The sequence below is a fragment of the Marinimicrobium alkaliphilum genome (genome assembly GCF_003259155.1).
Lineage (GTDB): Bacteria > Pseudomonadota > Gammaproteobacteria > Pseudomonadales > Cellvibrionaceae > Marinimicrobium_A > Marinimicrobium_A alkaliphilum.
The window spans coordinates 245,891-262,050 of sequence record NZ_QGMQ01000007.1 but is presented as its reverse complement, the minus strand read 5'-3'; the positions used below and the strand labels follow the sequence as shown (position 1 = coordinate 262,050).

The window sequence follows — 16,160 nt, the reverse complement described above, 5'->3', positions numbered from 1 at the left end:
CCTGAACTACGTGTCACCCAATGAATATCAACTACTGCACAAAGAGTGTCCGTGAAAGTGGTGCAGGTCCACGGCTCCAAACCGGCGCGTGAGCCGGGCGTTAGCGCTATAGAGGAACTCACAATGAAATCGTACTGCTATAGCCCGTACTACAAGTACAATGGCCCAAGTCTTGATAACCCGCTCCGGGAGGAACTTACAGCTGAGGAAGTTCAGCGAAGACTGGAGCTGTTTCCCCAAGAGTTACCCCATTATTTTGCTGACTTAAATGCGGATATTCAGGTAAGGAAAAGTGAGAATAACGAACGAGACTATGTCGTGTGCATATCTGTGGCGGCGAGCCAATCCGAATGTGATGAACAGGTCAAGCGCTGTTTGAATAGCCTAGACCTATTCGCCGATAAAGTATGAGAATACAATGCTGCGCTAACAAGGCCAGCCAAGGCGACGCTAAAAATCAGCGCTCTTGCTGGCGGCGTTAAGGATAAGAATAGATGAACGAAGTAGTAGAGAATCTTAAAAAGTACAAAGAACAATTGGAGCCATGGACGAAGAAACAGAATGAATTCGTTGGACTTTTTTTCTTCAGCTTTGGCCTGGCTTGCCTATCTTTAACCGGAGTAAAAGCACTTGTCGCGTCCGTTGCTTCGTTTCTTATGATGGGGCTAGTCAGTTCTCAGATTCTAGTCTCTAGACCTAAAGCTATGGATAAATATCGATTTGGCAAAAACCGAACTGAGAAGGATCGTCAAATTGAAAAATTCTTCCAAAAGGAGATCAACAAGATTTCGAATTACTTGCCGTTCTTGTTTGGCATAACGTTTATGTTCTTGGTGCTAATGTATAATTTGTATGTGGTTCTAAATTCGGGGGATTTTTCATAAGATCCTTAACCAAGCGTACCAGTTCGCCGCCGCAAGCGGCGGCAGGACGCTCGCAAGCTCGCGCCTCTGTACGCGGCGTTACATGTGAATGCTATGAAGAAATATGAGTGTGGCAATTGCGGAAATTTATTCGATGAGAAAAGTAGGATTTGTGAAGATTGGCGTGACACGAAAAAGTCTCTAATATGCCCTAGTTGCAAACATTATCTAGTTGAGACGTACGATGACAGGAAAGAAATGGCCTCCGGAAAGTGGGCTTTAATTTCAATTTTGTTTTTTGCTTCTCTTTATGGAATCCTAGTTCTGGCGTTTGAGCTTAGACAGCTGGAAAATACGATTACGTTGGTTGGGGCGTTTTCTGCCCTGATACTACTTCTTCGATATCGAATACTTTCTTTACGGTACTTTATTGGTCATATAAAGACTCGAAGCGTAGGCGTATCAAACATGTAGCAAAGTGTATCAACCCGCGCACTTCGTGCGCTGGACAGTTTTTAAGTCGCGGCTTTGTGAGTTTGCTGCGCAAAAGTAACCCACAAAGCCACAACTTAAAAACTGCCGTTGTACACGGCATTAGGCTGTCGGAATCCAACTTGAGTAGTAACCTGCAGAAACTATGACACTAATACTTGGCGCGATTGCCCCTAACCATGCCTTCCATGTGAGCGACCGTCTGGTGACAAGGCGTCGTGGAGTGACGTATCAACCTTTTGACACGCATTCCAATAAAACCGTTGTGTTTCGGGCGAAGGATGCAATCGTTGCTATAGGGTATAGCGGCCTTGCCTTCATTGACGGTGTGCCAACAGACACTTGGATTACAAACTCGCTTCTGGGTCAGAGGGAAAAGGAGTATGCATCTATATGTTCCTTGGCTGATGGATCCTTCAAGTGGTCGGGAATCAACGAAGCGTTGCGTCGTCTTAAAAATGACTATGAAGATGCGTATAGACGCTTCATTCGTGTCGAACATAAAGCCGGGCCACAGTTCTTCAATATAGTAGGTTGGATGTACGATCGCCGAAGAAGACGCCACCGACCTTTTCACTGTGAAATGGTATCTGATCAGAGCAATCCAGGACGGTTAAAAACCTATTGTGGGAAGCATTCATGGGCTTGGCACCGGCAACTTATGCTGCAGACCACTCCCAATATAGCGAATGAAGAGTCCAAATGGGCGATGGAGAATCTAGCAAAAAAAGGCTTGCAATCGCCAAGCAAATTCGAAAAGTTATTGGTGGAAGTAATCAGGCGCGTATCTCAAAGTACAACGACCGTGGGATCAATCTGTACATGCGTTCGAATTTGCCCATTTTCAGATAAGCAGGTTTTAATTAGATTTGCCGACCCGAAAACTGAGGGTTTAATATTTCCGGCTTCTACCGGGAAAAAGAAAGTAACGATTGAAGCTTATACGCCTTATATTATTGCGCCTCCAACAGTTTGGGCGCCGAGTTATGTTCATGGCGGAGATGGCTGGACCCAAGAGGCATTTGGATACAAGTTTTCTTGGAAACTTGAGGGGTTAGAGAGAGAAAAGACTCCTACTCAGTTTTTCCGCGGAACGCAGCCGAGACCTCATGATCCGTTAAATAAGCGATTGAAATAAATTATTATTTATCGGTATTCCTAAATGCCCTAGCATAAATTTCTTTCGCATCAGAGTGCTATCAATGCCTAACCAGGCCAAGCACAGCGACAGCTTTTCCGTTGCGGCTTCGCCTCCACTACAAAGCTGCGCGTGTTGGCAGCGTTATGCCTGACGGATGGCTATGTGATGAATCCAGAACAAGCTGAAGCAATTAAAGATTTCAAGGCGGCAGTTCAAAAGCTAAAGCGGGCGGGTGTGGTTCGATCGGATCGGATTCTTGGAGATATTGGTGAATTCCTGTGTGCGAGTCACTTCGGCATAGAACTAGAAAGTAATCTTAGAGAGCAAGGGCACGACGGAAGGCTAAACAGCGCACTCGTTCAGATAAAGTATCATGGAGGAAAATCCACTACGGTTAATCTCGGCGACCCGAGCCGATACGAAGAAGCGTTTGTTGTGCTTGGGCCAGAGAGCGTTCTTAGACCAGAGCACGAAGAATCCGAGTACATCGTGTATCGACTTGATTCTAAGTCAGTCGCAAGATGCGAGACATCTAATGGAAACCACCATTGCACAAAGGCGCGACTACCAACCGAGCCATCTGCGCGAATCACCCTTTTAGTGTGAATGGCATAACAATCGCAGGCACCGGGACAAATTTTCCGCTGTGATCTTGCACCCATAAAATTGACACTCAACTTAATCGCTCCTCGAACTCCTTGGGTGACAAGTAGTCCAGAGAAGAGTGTAGCCTTTCATTGTTATAGAAGTCGACATAGTCAACAAATTCTTTTCGGATATCGCCTATATCTAGAAATCGTCTTTGGTAATAAGACTCCGTTTTGAAGGTATGGAAGAGTGACTCAGCCATGGCGTTGTCAAGGCATCGGCCGCGACCACTCATGCTCGGAACAAAGGTGGCTTTTTTGACAGCTGACTGGAACTCAGAGGCAGCGTACTCAATGCCTTGGTCTGTATGGAATATCCCTCCAGATCGTGGTTTTCTGCTTCGAACTGCTTTCGCGAGAGAAGTACATGTGAACGTGGAGTCTCGTGTTTTCGAGATAGACCAGCCCACGACCTTGCGTGAATAGGCATCCATAATAGTCGACAAATATACCCAGCTGTCTTTCTTGGTTTTGAGATAGGTGAAGTCCGCCACCCATTGTTCGTTTAGTCTTGTCGGCTTAGGAGCAGTAGCAAGCACATTGCTAACTCGCCGGTAGTGGTTGTGACGCTTAGGGTTACGATGATAAAGGCCTACGACAGTAGCTCTGATGCCGTTCTCTCGCATTATACGAGCGACGCGGCGCCGGCTACAGGTTACCCTATCTTTCGGAGCGCCTGATAGACTCTTGGACTTCCATAGCACCGACGGCGCCCTCTATGGACTCTACGAATCAATTTCAAAAGCTCTGCGTCCGCCTTGTGGCGCTTACTCGCTTTTCGCTTTTTCCATGCATAGTAGCCGCCTGGCGTCACTCCCAGGCGATCACACATCCAGATGACCGGTATCTCGCTGCGGTTCTGATCTATGAACGAGAAGACTTGTCTTTTGGTAGCCGAAAAAAGCGTTTGGCCTTTTTTAGGAAATCACGCTCCCTCTGAGTCTCCAGAAGGTCCTTCTTCAGTCGCCTGATTTCCTGATTGGCCCTAATCAGATCAGTCTCCACCCGAGGGTCTTCAATCTCAGGCTCTCCAGGTATGTCGCCGTTCTTCATCTCCATCCTCCACCGATATAGCATCACGGGATGTATAGCTAGCCTATCCGCTACTTCTAAGGCTTGAATATCAGGATGGTGGCTCAATGCTACTGCTAAGCGCTTGAACTCGTTGGTGTAGCTGTCGTACTCTTTGCTTAAGGTTCTAGGCATCTTGGGTCTCCAGTGGTTTGGGTGAAGCCAAGTGTCAATTTTTAGGGTGCAAGATCACTGCGCTACAAATTTTCCCGTGCTGCGGGCGTTAGATGGAAGCCAGATTCAATCGCAAACAGCTACTTTCGACCAAAGCGGACGCAATCAAGCAAACTTCGCACAGAATTCACTCAGAATTCTCAGAACTTGAATTTAACGAAACCCCGAGAAGATTTAAGAATCAATGATAGAGATTAACTTTACAAATATTCGCGCTTTTGACGGTAGCCAGAACTCCGGCTTTGAGGAGCTGGTTTGCCAGTTAGCGCATTTAGAAAAGCCGGAAAACGCTAAGAGGTTCGTAAGAAAAGAGGGCGCAGGCGGGGATGCAGGGGTCGAGTGCTACTGGATTTTGAACGATGACAGTGAAATTTGCTGGCAAGCCAAGTACTTCACGGGAGAAATGAATTCTTCTCGCTGGGGCCAGCTTGATGAGTCATTTGAAACAGCCCTGTCCAAGCATCCTAATATGAGCACCTATGTTGTTTGTTTGCCGCTCGATAAGACCGATAGTAGAAAGACCGGCAAAGGCGGTAAGAAGGTTACGTCGGTGGAGGATGAGTGGAGGGCGCGCGTTGAGAAGTGGACTGCATCTGCTACAGCGGCTGGACGAACGATAGCGCTTGAGTTTTGGGGCAAGCATGAAATTACGGCCATGCTCGCCATTGATGATCCCAGATATTCAGGACGGCGTCTTTATTGGTTTAACGAGCCGGCCCTGCGCTCAGAGACTCTTCGCCATCTGGCTCTAAAGAGTAGGGAAACTCTGGGTGACCGGTTCACGCCTGAGTTTCACGTAGATTTACCGATTGCCAGGCAGTTTGACGGGCTTTGCGCCAATGATGGCTGGTGGTCGGAAATTTCAGCACAGAAAGCAGAACTTGAAGAACAGTATGACCAGTTCATCCGGTTTGTCACTAGCGAAAAGATTGAAGATGCTAGTGGAATTGATCTGACCGGGCTAGAGAGCGCGTATACTGCATTTATGGCGCTACTAACGGCTTGGCTGCAGAATCGACCTGCCAGATACGATCTGAACGTGCTGAAAGAGGCACTGCAAAATATAGATCAGCCGTTTAGTGACCTTCGCGACCTGATCGAAGGGAAGAGGTTTAAGGAAGAGTCTGGCAGCAGAGACTTCCGTCACTATTCCGGAAGCTTTTACAGCCTTCTCAGAGAAATTGAAAGTTTTCTTCAATCTCGTAAAGCGCAAGCTTACGAAGTAGGGGCAGCACTCCTCCACGGCGAAGCGGGAATTGGGAAATCACACCTTCTATGTGATCTGTCGCTTCACAGGGCGGATGAGACTCTGCCAACTATTTTTTTACTCGGGGCACAGTACGGCGGCGGAAACCCCCTTGATTTTGTGAGGCAAAGTCTCGACTTACATCAATTTAGTAATAATCAGGTTTTAGGGGCAATCGATGCAGCCGGAGAGGCCGGAAAATGCCGGGCACTGATCGTCATTGATGCCATTAATGAAGGGCCGTGCCGCGATCAATGGCGGGACTTTATAAGAGGCTTTTTGTCCGATATCTCAAGGTTTGAAAATATCTCGCTTCTGATTAGCTGCCGTTCAACCTATTGCCGGTATATGTTCCCGGATAGTGTCGATAAGAATTGTCTCGTTCAGATTCATCATCAGGGGTTCCAGGGGTTTGAGCACCGCGCCGCAGAGAAGTATCTCTCTGCGCAGGGGATTTCCAAGCCTAGTACACCTATTCTTGCGCCGGAATTTTCAAATCCGCTTTTTCTGAAAACCTGTTGTAAAGCTCTCAGAAGCTCCGGGCAGAGCTCGTTTCCCAAGGGGCTAAGCGGACTGACACAGTTATTCGAGTTTTACCTGGAAAGCGTTGAAAAAACGATTGCAGTGAGGAAGCAGTACAACCCTGCGGAAAAAATAGTGCAGAACTCGTTGCTCGGATTTTCTTCGAGGCTTTATCCCGATCATCTCTCGGGAATTCCTATCGGTGATGCACGTAAGCTCATTAATGGCTTTGATATCGCTCCGCAAAAGGGCGGAGATGATCTTTTCAGTCTTCTTCTGCATGAAGGCGTCCTTGCCGAAGATATTTCCTACGAAGACGATAAGTACGGCCATCCCGTCATACGTTATACCTATGAACGGTTTAGTGACGTGCTCGTGGCCCGGCAGATACTCGGCGACCATGATAGCAGTACCGTCGCAACGATGTTTGATGAAGAGGAGCCTCTTGGCCAGATATTGAGAGATCGAGGCGTCTATCAGGTTGCCGGTATAGTTGAGGCCTTGTTCATCGCTATTGCCGAGAAGTTCCAGATTGAACTCACTGATCTGATACCCGAAGAAGTTGAACTTTCACCTTGGGAAATCAGTGAACTATTTGAAAATACTGTTCTCTGGCGCTCACCGGATTCATTTTCTTATAGAACGCTAGAAATTTTGAACAAAAATGTCGGTAATACGGAATATTCGAGTCCGGCATTAGATATTCTGCTTAAGCTTTCTACCGAACCCGACCATCCCTGGAATGCCGAGCTTCTTCATAGAAACTTGATAAACAAAGAGATTGCGGAGCGTGACCATTTCTGGTCTATCCGCATTGCGAGGGGAGATAGCTCAGAAGAGGATGGGCATGAATCGACTGAGCGGACACTAATTGAATGGGCTTGTTTCGGTAATATTCGCGATGCCGAAGATGAGCGAGTTCGTCTGTGCGCGGTTGTTTTGTTGTGGTTTATGACAACATCGAACCGCAAGGTAAGAGACTGCGCCACTAAGTCGCTCGTGCGCCTGTTTGTTGAAAGGCCCCAGATTATCGAAGGCCTGTTTTCCGATTTTTGTGATGTTAACGATCTATATCTTGTTGAGAGGCTATACGCCGCTATTTACGGCGCCGTATGCAATATTGAGGAAGATACTGTTATTACAGAAATTGCAAAGCTTGTGTTCGTCAAACTTTTCGCGGACGGGCACCCTACTCCTCACATCCTTCTCAGGGATTATGCCAGGGGCATACTCGAACGGGCGCTCTCGAAAGGCGTGTTGCCTGAGGGAATAGACCCTCGATCATTCAGGCCTCCGTATAGTAGTGCCTGGCCCTTGGACAATCCAACGAAAGAGGAGATAGACGAGCTCTCAGCTGATGAGGATTATTCAGATATCAAGAGTTCATTGATGGGATTTCCAGGCGATTTTGGGAACTACACAATGAGCTGTGTTCATGATTGGTCTTCAACACCTATCGATCAAGATGAGATTCAAAATGGCTACGAGCTAAAGGTTCGGTTTGCCGAAGAGTTTCTCGATGGTGACCTTAAAGAGGAGTTTCTCGCATTTATCGGGCCGGAGAAACGAGAGCCTGTCGATATCAAAAAGTGGCTGGCTCAAGTAAAAGGCGAAGTTGAGTACGAGCAGTCTTCTGATGAAAATATTCGAAAAAAAAGGGATGAACGCGAAGCGTTATTGGACAGAATTAGAGAAAATCTCGATAGTCAAGGGAAGGAGTATTTACGGTGGCTAACCGGCCTCGCTAATGATCGACCTGCGGCCTTTAGCCGTAAATGGGCGCAGCGCTGGGTATGCAAACGCGCCTATGAATTGGGATGGAATAAAGAACTGTTCTCATCGTTTGAACGTTCCTGTTCGCGCGGGCGCGGTTACGGGTCCGCTGCGAGTGCAATGGAGCGCGTCGGCAAGAAATATCAATGGATAGGGTTTTATGAATTTCTTGCTTACTTATCAGACAATATGCACTGGATCGATCGCAGGTATAGTGATCTTGAAGATCGAGTTTATTATGGGCCATGGCAACTCTACAGGCGTGACATTGATCCCACGAACTGGCTTCGAAAGAGCAGCGAGTATCGGACATTCCACAATGAACAGACGACGTGGTGGCAACCCTACCGCTTTCCTATCGATCATTTGCAAGAGTTAGAGGATCAGAAAGCCTATCTATGGGATCAGGAAAATCTACCGGATTTTTCTCAACTCCTCACCGCGAGAAAATCTGCTAAAGATCAAGAATGGTATGTTGTAAGGGGATTTTGGTCGCAAAAACAAGGGAAGTCGGAAGAGGATAAAAAGGCTCCTCGACTTGATTGCTGGTTCAGGATAAATTCCATCATAGTCAGTGAAGATGATTTCAATAAAGTAAAAATAAAGACTTTCAAAGAAAGTTTGATTGATCCCCATACTGTCTCGATTCCGAAAGTCAGCGATGGTTTCTTAGGTGAATATCCTTGGCATCCGGTTTACGACCAGCTATCCAATTGGCAGGATGTAGAGTCTAACTTTCATGGTCTTATTCCCGCAAAACACATCGTCCCTGTATCTGAATATTTCTGGGAGCGGGGAAACTTCGATCATTCCATAGAAGAAACTTTGTGCATTTACCTACCGGCCAAGGAACTGGTCAATGAACTTGGAATGGAAAGGGTGCCAAATGAGTTCGGAAACTGGAGGGTGGGAGAAGATATCATTTTCACCGACCCCAGCGTTGAAGAGTACGGGCCAAGCTACGCCTTGATGCAAACAGAGGCACTGAACGAATGGATGGCAAAGAATAATCTGAAGATTCTATGGCTCATTGGAGGAGAAAAACAGCTTTTTTCTTCAGATTTGGGATCGAGCGAGTTCTTTGGCCGCTTGGTCTATAGCGGCGTCTATTGGCTGGAAAATGAGCGTCCCGTTGGGAGTTTGCATTTTCGTAAAGAGGAATAACGCATACGTCTTACAGCAGACCGCTGGACTGCGTCAAGAATACAGTCGATGGAAGCTCTGAACCAGCTATGGCCTTTAGGTGTGGAAAGCGTATTTCAGTTTTGATCCTTGACTGCCGCTTTTTGGCTGAAAGCAGCCTCAGAACTTACGTTGCGAAATTTCCATCTAACCAGCCATCAAGTTCGCGCACTTCGTGCGCCGGACCTCGTTTCACTCGGCCGCTTGTGGCGGGCGTTACATGGAATCACTATGAAATATCTTAGCTTGGCGTTACTTTTGATCTGCACCCTGAGTTGGGCTACTGAAACGTTCCAGCCGAACTGGAGGTCCGTATCACTTGTGTCCGAGGGCCCAGTCAGTGCAGGGGATATCCATATAGACGCAGATATCAGCGAGGGAAACATGCTGAACCTCTATGTCCGCTCTAACTTTGGTGAGTTTCAGTTTGAGCAAGCTGTGAGCGCTCCTCAGCTAAATACATTGACTGTTGCACATTACTCAGACGGTATAGATTCAGAGAAATTTAAAAGTTACTTCGTGGTTTGTCTCTTTGTCGGAGAGTGGAAGAAAGTTAACTGGGGTACGAAGGATGACCCATCCTATGACTGGTCGTATGATCGTGCTGTCTATACCTTCACTCCTGGGCGACACAAAATGGAAGTTCAAGCGCACGATGGTACCCGCCACATTACGGATTGTGATCCGAGAATGGGCATGTAGCAAGCAAATTTTATACGCGCGTTTCACGCGTCGGGCGCCGCATATTTGGGCGTTAGCAGGCCATGATCAGCGCACCATGGAGGTTGGTAGATGTCACCAAAGTTTGAGCCCGGAAAGAATATCGCGATGAAGGTGCCTGTGCATGAGTACGAGAATACTGTTGCGTTTTATCGCGACGTTATCGGGCTCCAGCCAATCCAGGAACCTGCCTCGAGTAGTACCAAATCTGCGAGATTCGAGTTCGGAGGAAAGGTTCTTTGGATCGATAAAGTCCCTTCATTGAGCCAGGCGGAGATTTGGCTCGAATTAGTTACGAGTGATTGTGATGGTGCAGCCCGATACCTTGAAGATAATGGCTGCATCCGTCGTGATGAAATCGAGGATTTGCCTCATGGTTTCAGGGGGTTCTGGGTCTCCAGCCCTTCAAACATCATCCATCTGGTAACTGAAAGTGATGACACATAATCAACTGTTATGTGGAGCAGGTCCACTCGTACCTCACCCAAAGTACCCGTTGAACTCAGGCAGAGCTCAATCGCCAGTATGCGCAAGCGTCAAGGGCTGGCCTTCCGGGCGATTTCAATATCCTCGGCCACTTCGTCGCGAATCAGCGCCCAGTGGAAGAGATTGTCCTCGTTGGCTTCAAAGAAATTGTGGTTGTAATGGGTCAGCGGCATATCTTTATAGATCGGCCGGGTGATTTCGATCACCTTATCCCAGTACGCCAGGGCTTGCTCCAGGTGCGCTATGGCCGCCTGCTGGTAGTCGACATCACCGCTCAGGCGAAAGTTCTGCAGGGCCACCGCGCCTTTGAGTTTTTCCGCCAGATGCAGGCCCAGGTTGGCCCAGGTTTTTACGTCGGCCACTTCGTACATGAGTGAAGCGCTTTCGGATACGTCGATGTTTTCCACCAGGCGCAGGGCTTCGCGGTTGTCGCGCTCCAGTTGCTGGCTCAGGATCGGCGGCGTGATCCGCTCCACACCGAAGGAGCCGCCATCGCGACGGGTTTGCACATAGTCGGCCACCGACACATAGTCCGGATCCAGGGTGGGGCGATCAATCAACTGGTCAACGGAAATGTAGCGGGTGTAATCGCCCTGAAGCGCCAGAAAGCCCTCGCTGTAGAGGGTGAAATCCCAGGTGGAGTCGTACAGCGAGGCTAGGCGCAGCTGGGTCGAGGAGGCCAAGGAGTAGGCGTTCAGCAGATTGTCGGCCCGCTCGCCATAGCGGTGATTGAAGGCGTCCTGAAACACCGAATCCGGCGTATGGGCGTCGTACAGGAGCCGGCCCCAAAGCTTGTACCAGAGCCACTGGCGCTCGAAGGCATAATCCCAGTCCACTGGCTCGTCCACCGCGGTGAAGTAATCCAGCGCCGGGATATAGGTTTCCGAGCCGATAAAGTAGCCGCCCACGTAACTGGCCTGGGCGTTGAGGGCCAGGTGCTCGCGAATAAAGGAGGGCACGCCCCAGCGCAGCGCGAAGAAGTCTTCATTGCGCGCCATCCAGGTGACCTTGTAGTCTTCCGGCAGAGGATCGAAGTAAGTGTCCCCCAGCTCGCCGCCATGGACTTTCACCAGCTTGGGTGTGGAGTGAGCATGGGACCAGTTGAACTTCATTTCGGTCCAGATGGGACCGTCAAAACTGTCTCCCAGGTTTTCCATAGCCGCGCGGGTGACCTGCTCGACGTCCTCGCTGACACCGGGGTCGGAGGAGGTGCCGGAAGAAAAGGGGACCCGGTGAATCAGCTTGACCGGGCGGTCTGCCTCCAGCATACCGGCAATCAGCACATCGTCCATCCAGGCCTGACGCTCCAGCGGCGTCATGCCAGCCATGCCCTCACCATGGGAAATGCCCACGCCGTCCAGGTCCGGGTACTCCTCAAGCACCTGCTTGACGCTCTCCCGCAGATAGCGGCGCACCAGTTCAGAGGTTTCGCCTTCCACATAGTAGTGCGGGTAGAAGTTCTCCTCGGCCATATCGTGAGCCTTGGCAAAGGCCTCACTGACAAAAATGCTCCAGTGCACAATGTAGGTGTCCAAGCCGCGTTCTTTCGCCAGGGCGAACAGCTGCTGGTAGAACTCTCGCCACTCTTCCTGCTCTTTCTCCGACCAGGGGCTGGCCTCGGGAAAGTTCTTTGGCGAAGTCATGAAGGTGTAGGGGTGCGTGTTCCAGAAGCTGATGACGTTGAAGCGGTTTTCGACCATCATGTCCAGAAAGGCTTCCCAGTAATCCAGATCGCGGGCAGTTTCATAGTGCTGATCGAGCGCCGAACTGGGCCGATAGGTCTCCCAGGGCAGGTTGTACTTGATACCGCGAAACACCAGCGCTGGCGCCTCTTCCCGGGCCTGCACCTCCTCCAGGCGGGTGCCGCCCTGCAGGCTTTCCACCAGCGCCAGAGCGCCGTAGATCATACCGCGGTCGTCGCCCCCGTATACCGAAATCACTTTGTCTTCAGGGAGAATCTGAAAGGCCTCCGAATCCAGCCTTACGGGGTGCTTTGCCAGACTGATGAGATAATCGTAACCGGTGCCCCTCGGGTGCAGGGTGTAGCCCTGTTCAGCCAAGGCCTCGCCCAGCTTGCGCGCCGCATAGGCGGCCTGGGGCATGTCTTTATCGTAGGCGAGATAGACCTTCTGAGCCAGGGCCGGTGTGGCGAGCAGGGCACAGAACACAGTGAAACCGGATAGGAGCAATCTTATTTTCATAGTAAACCTCGGACATCATATAGTATGAAAGACTATCAGATGGCGGGCCGGAGTCAATAGCGGCGTCCTGATGGCGCTGCAACGTCTGCCCTCCGAACGGCCGATAGCTTTTTTGAAAGGTTGGGCTATGAGGAACTGTTTCGCTCGGAGGCCCCGAGATCCCTCACCGAGTCACCACAATTTGCAGGTGAGCGACCGGGAAGAAATCGGCGAGACTGTCGCCTGTGCGCGGCGCTCGGCTGGGGTGACCAATCCCTGGAGGAGCGGGCCGAATTGCTTTCGCGTGCGGCGAAGCGGCTCGACGAACGCGCCAAGGAACTGGGGCATCTGCTCAGTCGCGAGATGGGCAAACCCCTGAATCGCGGCATCATCGCCCAGTTTTATTTACAAACACAGGAGAAAATTATGAAAAACGATACATTTGGAGCGTTTATTGTTGGCATTGGTGCAGCGGCAACGCCTATTGGGCTAGCGCTGCTGGGTTTTGCATTGGGCCGCGTATTGTTTCCCTAACCACACACTGCTTGATGAGGACACGCGCCTTCGCTGAAGCTACAATTCTTGTGATAACCGCGACAAGAGGACCGAGCGATGACGGAAAAGGCGCAATCGCCGATTCGGGCTGCCCTCAACGCCGGCGATTTCTTCCGGGCCCAGGCGCTACTCGCGGAAATTTCCGCGCCACCCTCGGCCGAGCTGCTGGAACTGCGGGCCCAGGCGGCTTACGGCGCCGGTGATCTGGAAGCCACCCTGGCCGCCTACGGGGAGCTCTACCGCCTGCACCTGGAAGACGACCGCCCCCACGACGCCGCCTTTGCTGCGGTCATGGTGGGCATGTACCTCATGATGGATACGGGCCTGATGGCCACCGTGCGTGCCTGGTTGTCGCGGGCGGAATGCCTGGTGAAGGAGGCGCCAGACAGCCCGGTCTGGGCCTGGTTGGCCGCCGTGCGGACCTACGAGCGCCTGATGTGCGGAGACATGCCCGGGACAGGACAGTGGGCACAGCGGGCCATGGAAGGCGGGCAAAGGCATGGACTGAGTCCGCCCTCAATCATTGGCCAGGTCGCTTTCGCCCGAGTCCGTATCCACGACGGGCACCTTGAGGAAGGACTCAGCGCCCTGGATGAGGTGGCCGTAGAATTGAGCGCCGGCAACCTCGACCCCCTGACCTCCGGGCAGATGTGGTGCGAACTGATCTGTGCCATGCAGTGGATCGGTCAGCACGATCGCGCCGAGCAGTGGACCGAGGCCATGGAGCGGTGGCGCCAGGGGGCCGCGTTCGGGGGCCTGCACGGCCGCTGCCGGGTACACCGGGCGGAAATCATGCGCCTGCGCGGGCCCTGTGACGCCGCCGAGCAGGAGGCACTACTCGCCTGCGAAGAGCTGCGCCCCTGGATGCGCCGGGAATACGGCTGGCCCCTGACCGAGCTGGGCAACGCCCGACTGCGCAAGGGCGATTTTGTGGGGGCTGAAGAAGCCTTTTTGGCCGCGCACCAGAACGCCTGGCTGCCGCAGCCGGGCCTGGCGTTGCTGCGACTGGCCCAGGGGCGAGTCGAAGAAGCCGAGGCCATGATCGAGGACGCGCTCGACCAGCCCTTTGATATTCCGTCCAAGGAGCGCCCACCCTCCGGGGGCCTGCAGCGGGCGCCCCTGCGCGATGCCCAGGTCGTCATCGCCTTGGCTGCGGGAGACGAACCCACGGCACGCACGGCCGCCGCCGACCTTGAGGACATCGCCCTCACCTACCAGAGCCGTACCTTGCAGAACTCGGCCCTCGCCGCCAAAGGCCGCCTGGCGCTGCACGACGGTCAGCACGGTGAAGCCATCCGGCTTCTGGGCGAAGCCGTTGTAGAGTGGGTCTCGCTGCGCATGCCCTTTGAGGCCGCGAATCTGCGCGTCGAGCTTGCCGCCGCGCACCGTGCGGCGGGCAACCACCAAACGGCCGAACTGGAGCTCAATGCCGCCTGCCGCGCGCTAGAAGAACTCAAAGCCGAACCCTGGGCGGAGCTGGCCCGCAAAGGCGGCCCTCCAGCGCCCGCCCAAGCGCACCGAGCACCCGAGCACTGCGTCTTCTCTCGCGAGGGGGATATGCGCACGGTCACCTTCGGCGGCAAGACCGTCCGCCTGAAAGATCTGATCGGCATGCGCTACCTGGAGCGCCTGATGGCGGAGCCGGGGCGGGAATTCCACGTCCTCGACCTGGTCGCGGTAGAGCGCGGCGCACTGCCCGTCGACTCCTCGACGGGAGCTCCCCGGATGGATGCACAATGTGGGCTGGAGGTGTTCGACTCCAGGGCTCGCGAGGCCTATCGGCAGCGCCTGGTCGAAACGGAAGAGGACATCGCGGAGGCCGAGGAAAACAACGATTTTCACCGCGCAGAACTCGCGCGCGCCGATCGCCAGTTTCTCGTTGATGAACTCTGCCGCGGCGTTGGTCTGAACGGCCGGGAGCGGACCGTCGGCGACGGCCTGGAGCGCGCACGCACCAGCGCCACCCGCTCGTTGCGCTACGCCCTGAGCCGGATAGCCCGCCATCATTCGGATCTCGGTGAGCACCTCAAGCGCACCATACGCACCGGCGCCTATTTCTCCTACCAGCCCGACCCGCGCGCGCCGGTGAAATGGAAGACCTGACAGCACCCCGCCGCGCTGGCGCCAGGATACCGGTGATCGGCGTCACTCAGTTCCAATCGCGTCCACCGGCTTTTCAAAGGCGATAAACAACAGACAGTCTTCCTCGGAGCGGCAGTGCGTTACATGGGGCAGCTTGGGCGGACCGTAGGCGTAAGTGCCCGGTTTCAGCGTCACCGGTTCCTGCCCATCGTAATCCACTTCCATCGTTCCCGACACCAACACCATACGTTCGGCAGAAGTGTGCCAGTGATGAGGTGCCGTGGTTCCTCCGGGGAGACGGAAGAAAACGTCCGCATTGTGATCGGCCGGGTCGCCTTGCAGAACCGCGAGGCCACAGCCTTCGGGCATAAACTCGGGACAGGGGCCCCACTGGAGTTCCCGGTCATCGGGATGCCATATAAACGCGGGCTCTCCGGCACTAGCCGGTAATGTGCCCAACAGGGCGCCCGTGCACAAGAGGGGGAATATGGCTTTCGAAAGGGTTGCTTTGGTTTGAAGGCACATAGGTTTCTCTCCGTTCAGTCATCCTGGGGTGTATTGCAATTCATTGGCCGGCACCGAATTCAACTGATTCGAAAGAGCCAACCGCGGTGCCTCTGGCACCTACCCTGAAGGCGTGACAATCTTTGTTACAACTGAAACAATAGGGCTGCGCAATATTGGAGACTGAACTGGCGAGGGTGTAGCAAATGAGGGCAAGTGAGACACCCCTAATTACACCATAACTTATAAGACGGTATTAGTCGTAATAATTAAAGCTACTCAATCAAAATCAATAGCGTTCCGAAGGCAGCCTCAACACGCAATCATCATCAAGATGCTGTCCAACGGAACATTCGAAGAGATCTGTAATTGTCCAGGAGCGCTTTCCTGGTAACAATTCGACGGTAACCGGCTTCCGAGCAATGGTCAATTCCAGATCTCTATCGCCAAGCTCCGTACAGTGGCTAAAGCTGACCGCGTGCCAAGAGCCGTTTAACGATGCAATGCGCCCGACAAGCGGGT

General features: G+C 52.3%; 15 protein-coding genes. 10 read left to right on the top strand and 5 right to left on the bottom strand.

Going from position 1 to position 16,160, the window contains the following annotated elements; translation table 11 throughout:
- Positions 1-51 precede the first annotated feature (51 nt).
- The 4 genes from DKW72_RS13170 to DKW72_RS16410 all read left to right on the top strand — a co-directional run bounded on the left by DKW72_RS13170 (position 52) and on the right by DKW72_RS16410 (position 3,102).
- Complete coding sequence (locus tag DKW72_RS13170) at positions 52-411, top strand: hypothetical protein (RefSeq protein ID WP_111642843.1); 360 nt, start codon at positions 52-54, stop codon at positions 409-411.
- A gap of 83 nt (positions 412-494) precedes the next feature.
- Entirely contained in the window at positions 495-884 is a 390-nt protein-coding gene (locus DKW72_RS13165) for a hypothetical protein (protein ID WP_111642842.1), read from the top strand.
- A gap of 616 nt (positions 885-1,500) precedes the next feature.
- A complete protein-coding gene (locus DKW72_RS16415; RefSeq protein WP_157960492.1) occupies positions 1,501-2,493 on the top strand; it encodes a hypothetical protein in 993 nt (330 codons plus the stop codon).
- 168 nt (positions 2,494-2,661) lie between these two features.
- A complete protein-coding gene (locus DKW72_RS16410; protein ID WP_198411347.1) occupies positions 2,662-3,102 on the top strand; it encodes a DUF6998 domain-containing protein in 441 nt (146 codons plus the stop codon).
- A 67-nt stretch (positions 3,103-3,169) separates the two neighbouring features.
- Here the strand turns inward: DKW72_RS16410 and DKW72_RS16790 are convergent, their stop codons facing one another.
- The 3 genes from DKW72_RS16790 to DKW72_RS13155 are packed head-to-tail and all read right to left on the bottom strand — an operon-like array spanning position 3,170 to position 4,349.
- Entirely contained in the window at positions 3,170-3,847 is a 678-nt protein-coding gene (locus tag DKW72_RS16790) for an IS3 family transposase (RefSeq protein ID WP_408631111.1), read from the bottom strand.
- The gene (locus DKW72_RS16785; RefSeq protein WP_408631110.1) at positions 3,799-3,975 is read right to left on the bottom strand and encodes an IS3 family transposase; all 177 of its coding nucleotides are present in this window, start codon (positions 3,973-3,975) and stop codon (positions 3,799-3,801) included. Before DKW72_RS16785 ends, DKW72_RS16790 begins: the two co-directional genes overlap by 49 nt.
- A 32-nt stretch (positions 3,976-4,007) precedes the next feature.
- Entirely contained in the window at positions 4,008-4,349 is a 342-nt protein-coding gene (locus DKW72_RS13155) for a transposase (RefSeq protein ID WP_111642840.1), read from the bottom strand.
- A 223-nt stretch (positions 4,350-4,572) separates the two neighbouring features.
- Between DKW72_RS13155 and DKW72_RS13150 the strand changes: the two genes are divergently transcribed.
- The 3 genes from DKW72_RS13150 (at position 4,573) to DKW72_RS13140 (ending at position 10,278) form a co-directional block, all read left to right on the top strand.
- Complete coding sequence (locus DKW72_RS13150) at positions 4,573-9,093, top strand: NACHT domain-containing protein (RefSeq protein WP_198411346.1); 4,521 nt, start codon at positions 4,573-4,575, stop codon at positions 9,091-9,093.
- 249 nt (positions 9,094-9,342) lie between these two features.
- A complete protein-coding gene (locus DKW72_RS13145; protein ID WP_111642839.1) occupies positions 9,343-9,813 on the top strand; it encodes a hypothetical protein in 471 nt (156 codons plus the stop codon).
- Positions 9,814-9,903: 90 nt separating this feature from the next.
- Complete coding sequence (locus DKW72_RS13140) at positions 9,904-10,278, top strand: VOC family protein (protein ID WP_111642838.1); 375 nt, start codon at positions 9,904-9,906, stop codon at positions 10,276-10,278.
- An 89-nt stretch (positions 10,279-10,367) separates the two neighbouring features.
- On the opposite strand, the gene DKW72_RS13135 is transcribed toward DKW72_RS13140, so the two are convergent.
- The gene (locus tag DKW72_RS13135) at positions 10,368-12,518 is read right to left on the bottom strand and encodes a hypothetical protein (RefSeq protein WP_198411345.1); all 2,151 of its coding nucleotides are present in this window, start codon (positions 12,516-12,518) and stop codon (positions 10,368-10,370) included.
- A 120-nt stretch (positions 12,519-12,638) separates the two neighbouring features.
- Between DKW72_RS13135 and DKW72_RS16700 the strand changes: the two genes are divergently transcribed.
- Both DKW72_RS16700 and DKW72_RS13125 read left to right on the top strand, forming a co-directional pair.
- Positions 12,639-13,031 (top strand): aldehyde dehydrogenase family protein, encoded by a 393-nt coding sequence (locus tag DKW72_RS16700; protein ID WP_269777899.1) that lies wholly within the window; start codon positions 12,639-12,641, stop codon positions 13,029-13,031.
- A gap of 78 nt (positions 13,032-13,109) precedes the next feature.
- On the top strand, positions 13,110-15,155 hold the full coding sequence (locus DKW72_RS13125; RefSeq protein ID WP_111642836.1) for an ATP-binding protein: 2,046 nt from the start codon (positions 13,110-13,112) through the stop codon (positions 15,153-15,155).
- A 42-nt stretch (positions 15,156-15,197) separates the two neighbouring features.
- On the opposite strand, the gene DKW72_RS13120 is transcribed toward DKW72_RS13125, so the two are convergent.
- Entirely contained in the window at positions 15,198-15,659 is a 462-nt protein-coding gene (locus tag DKW72_RS13120) for a cupin domain-containing protein (RefSeq protein ID WP_111642835.1), read from the bottom strand.
- Between the two features lie 217 nt (positions 15,660-15,876).
- On the opposite strand from DKW72_RS13120, the gene DKW72_RS16780 reads away from it, so the two are divergent.
- The gene (locus DKW72_RS16780) at positions 15,877-16,032 is read left to right on the top strand and encodes a DUF6998 domain-containing protein (protein WP_408631112.1); all 156 of its coding nucleotides are present in this window, start codon (positions 15,877-15,879) and stop codon (positions 16,030-16,032) included.
- The last annotated feature ends 128 nt before the right edge of the window (positions 16,033-16,160 follow it).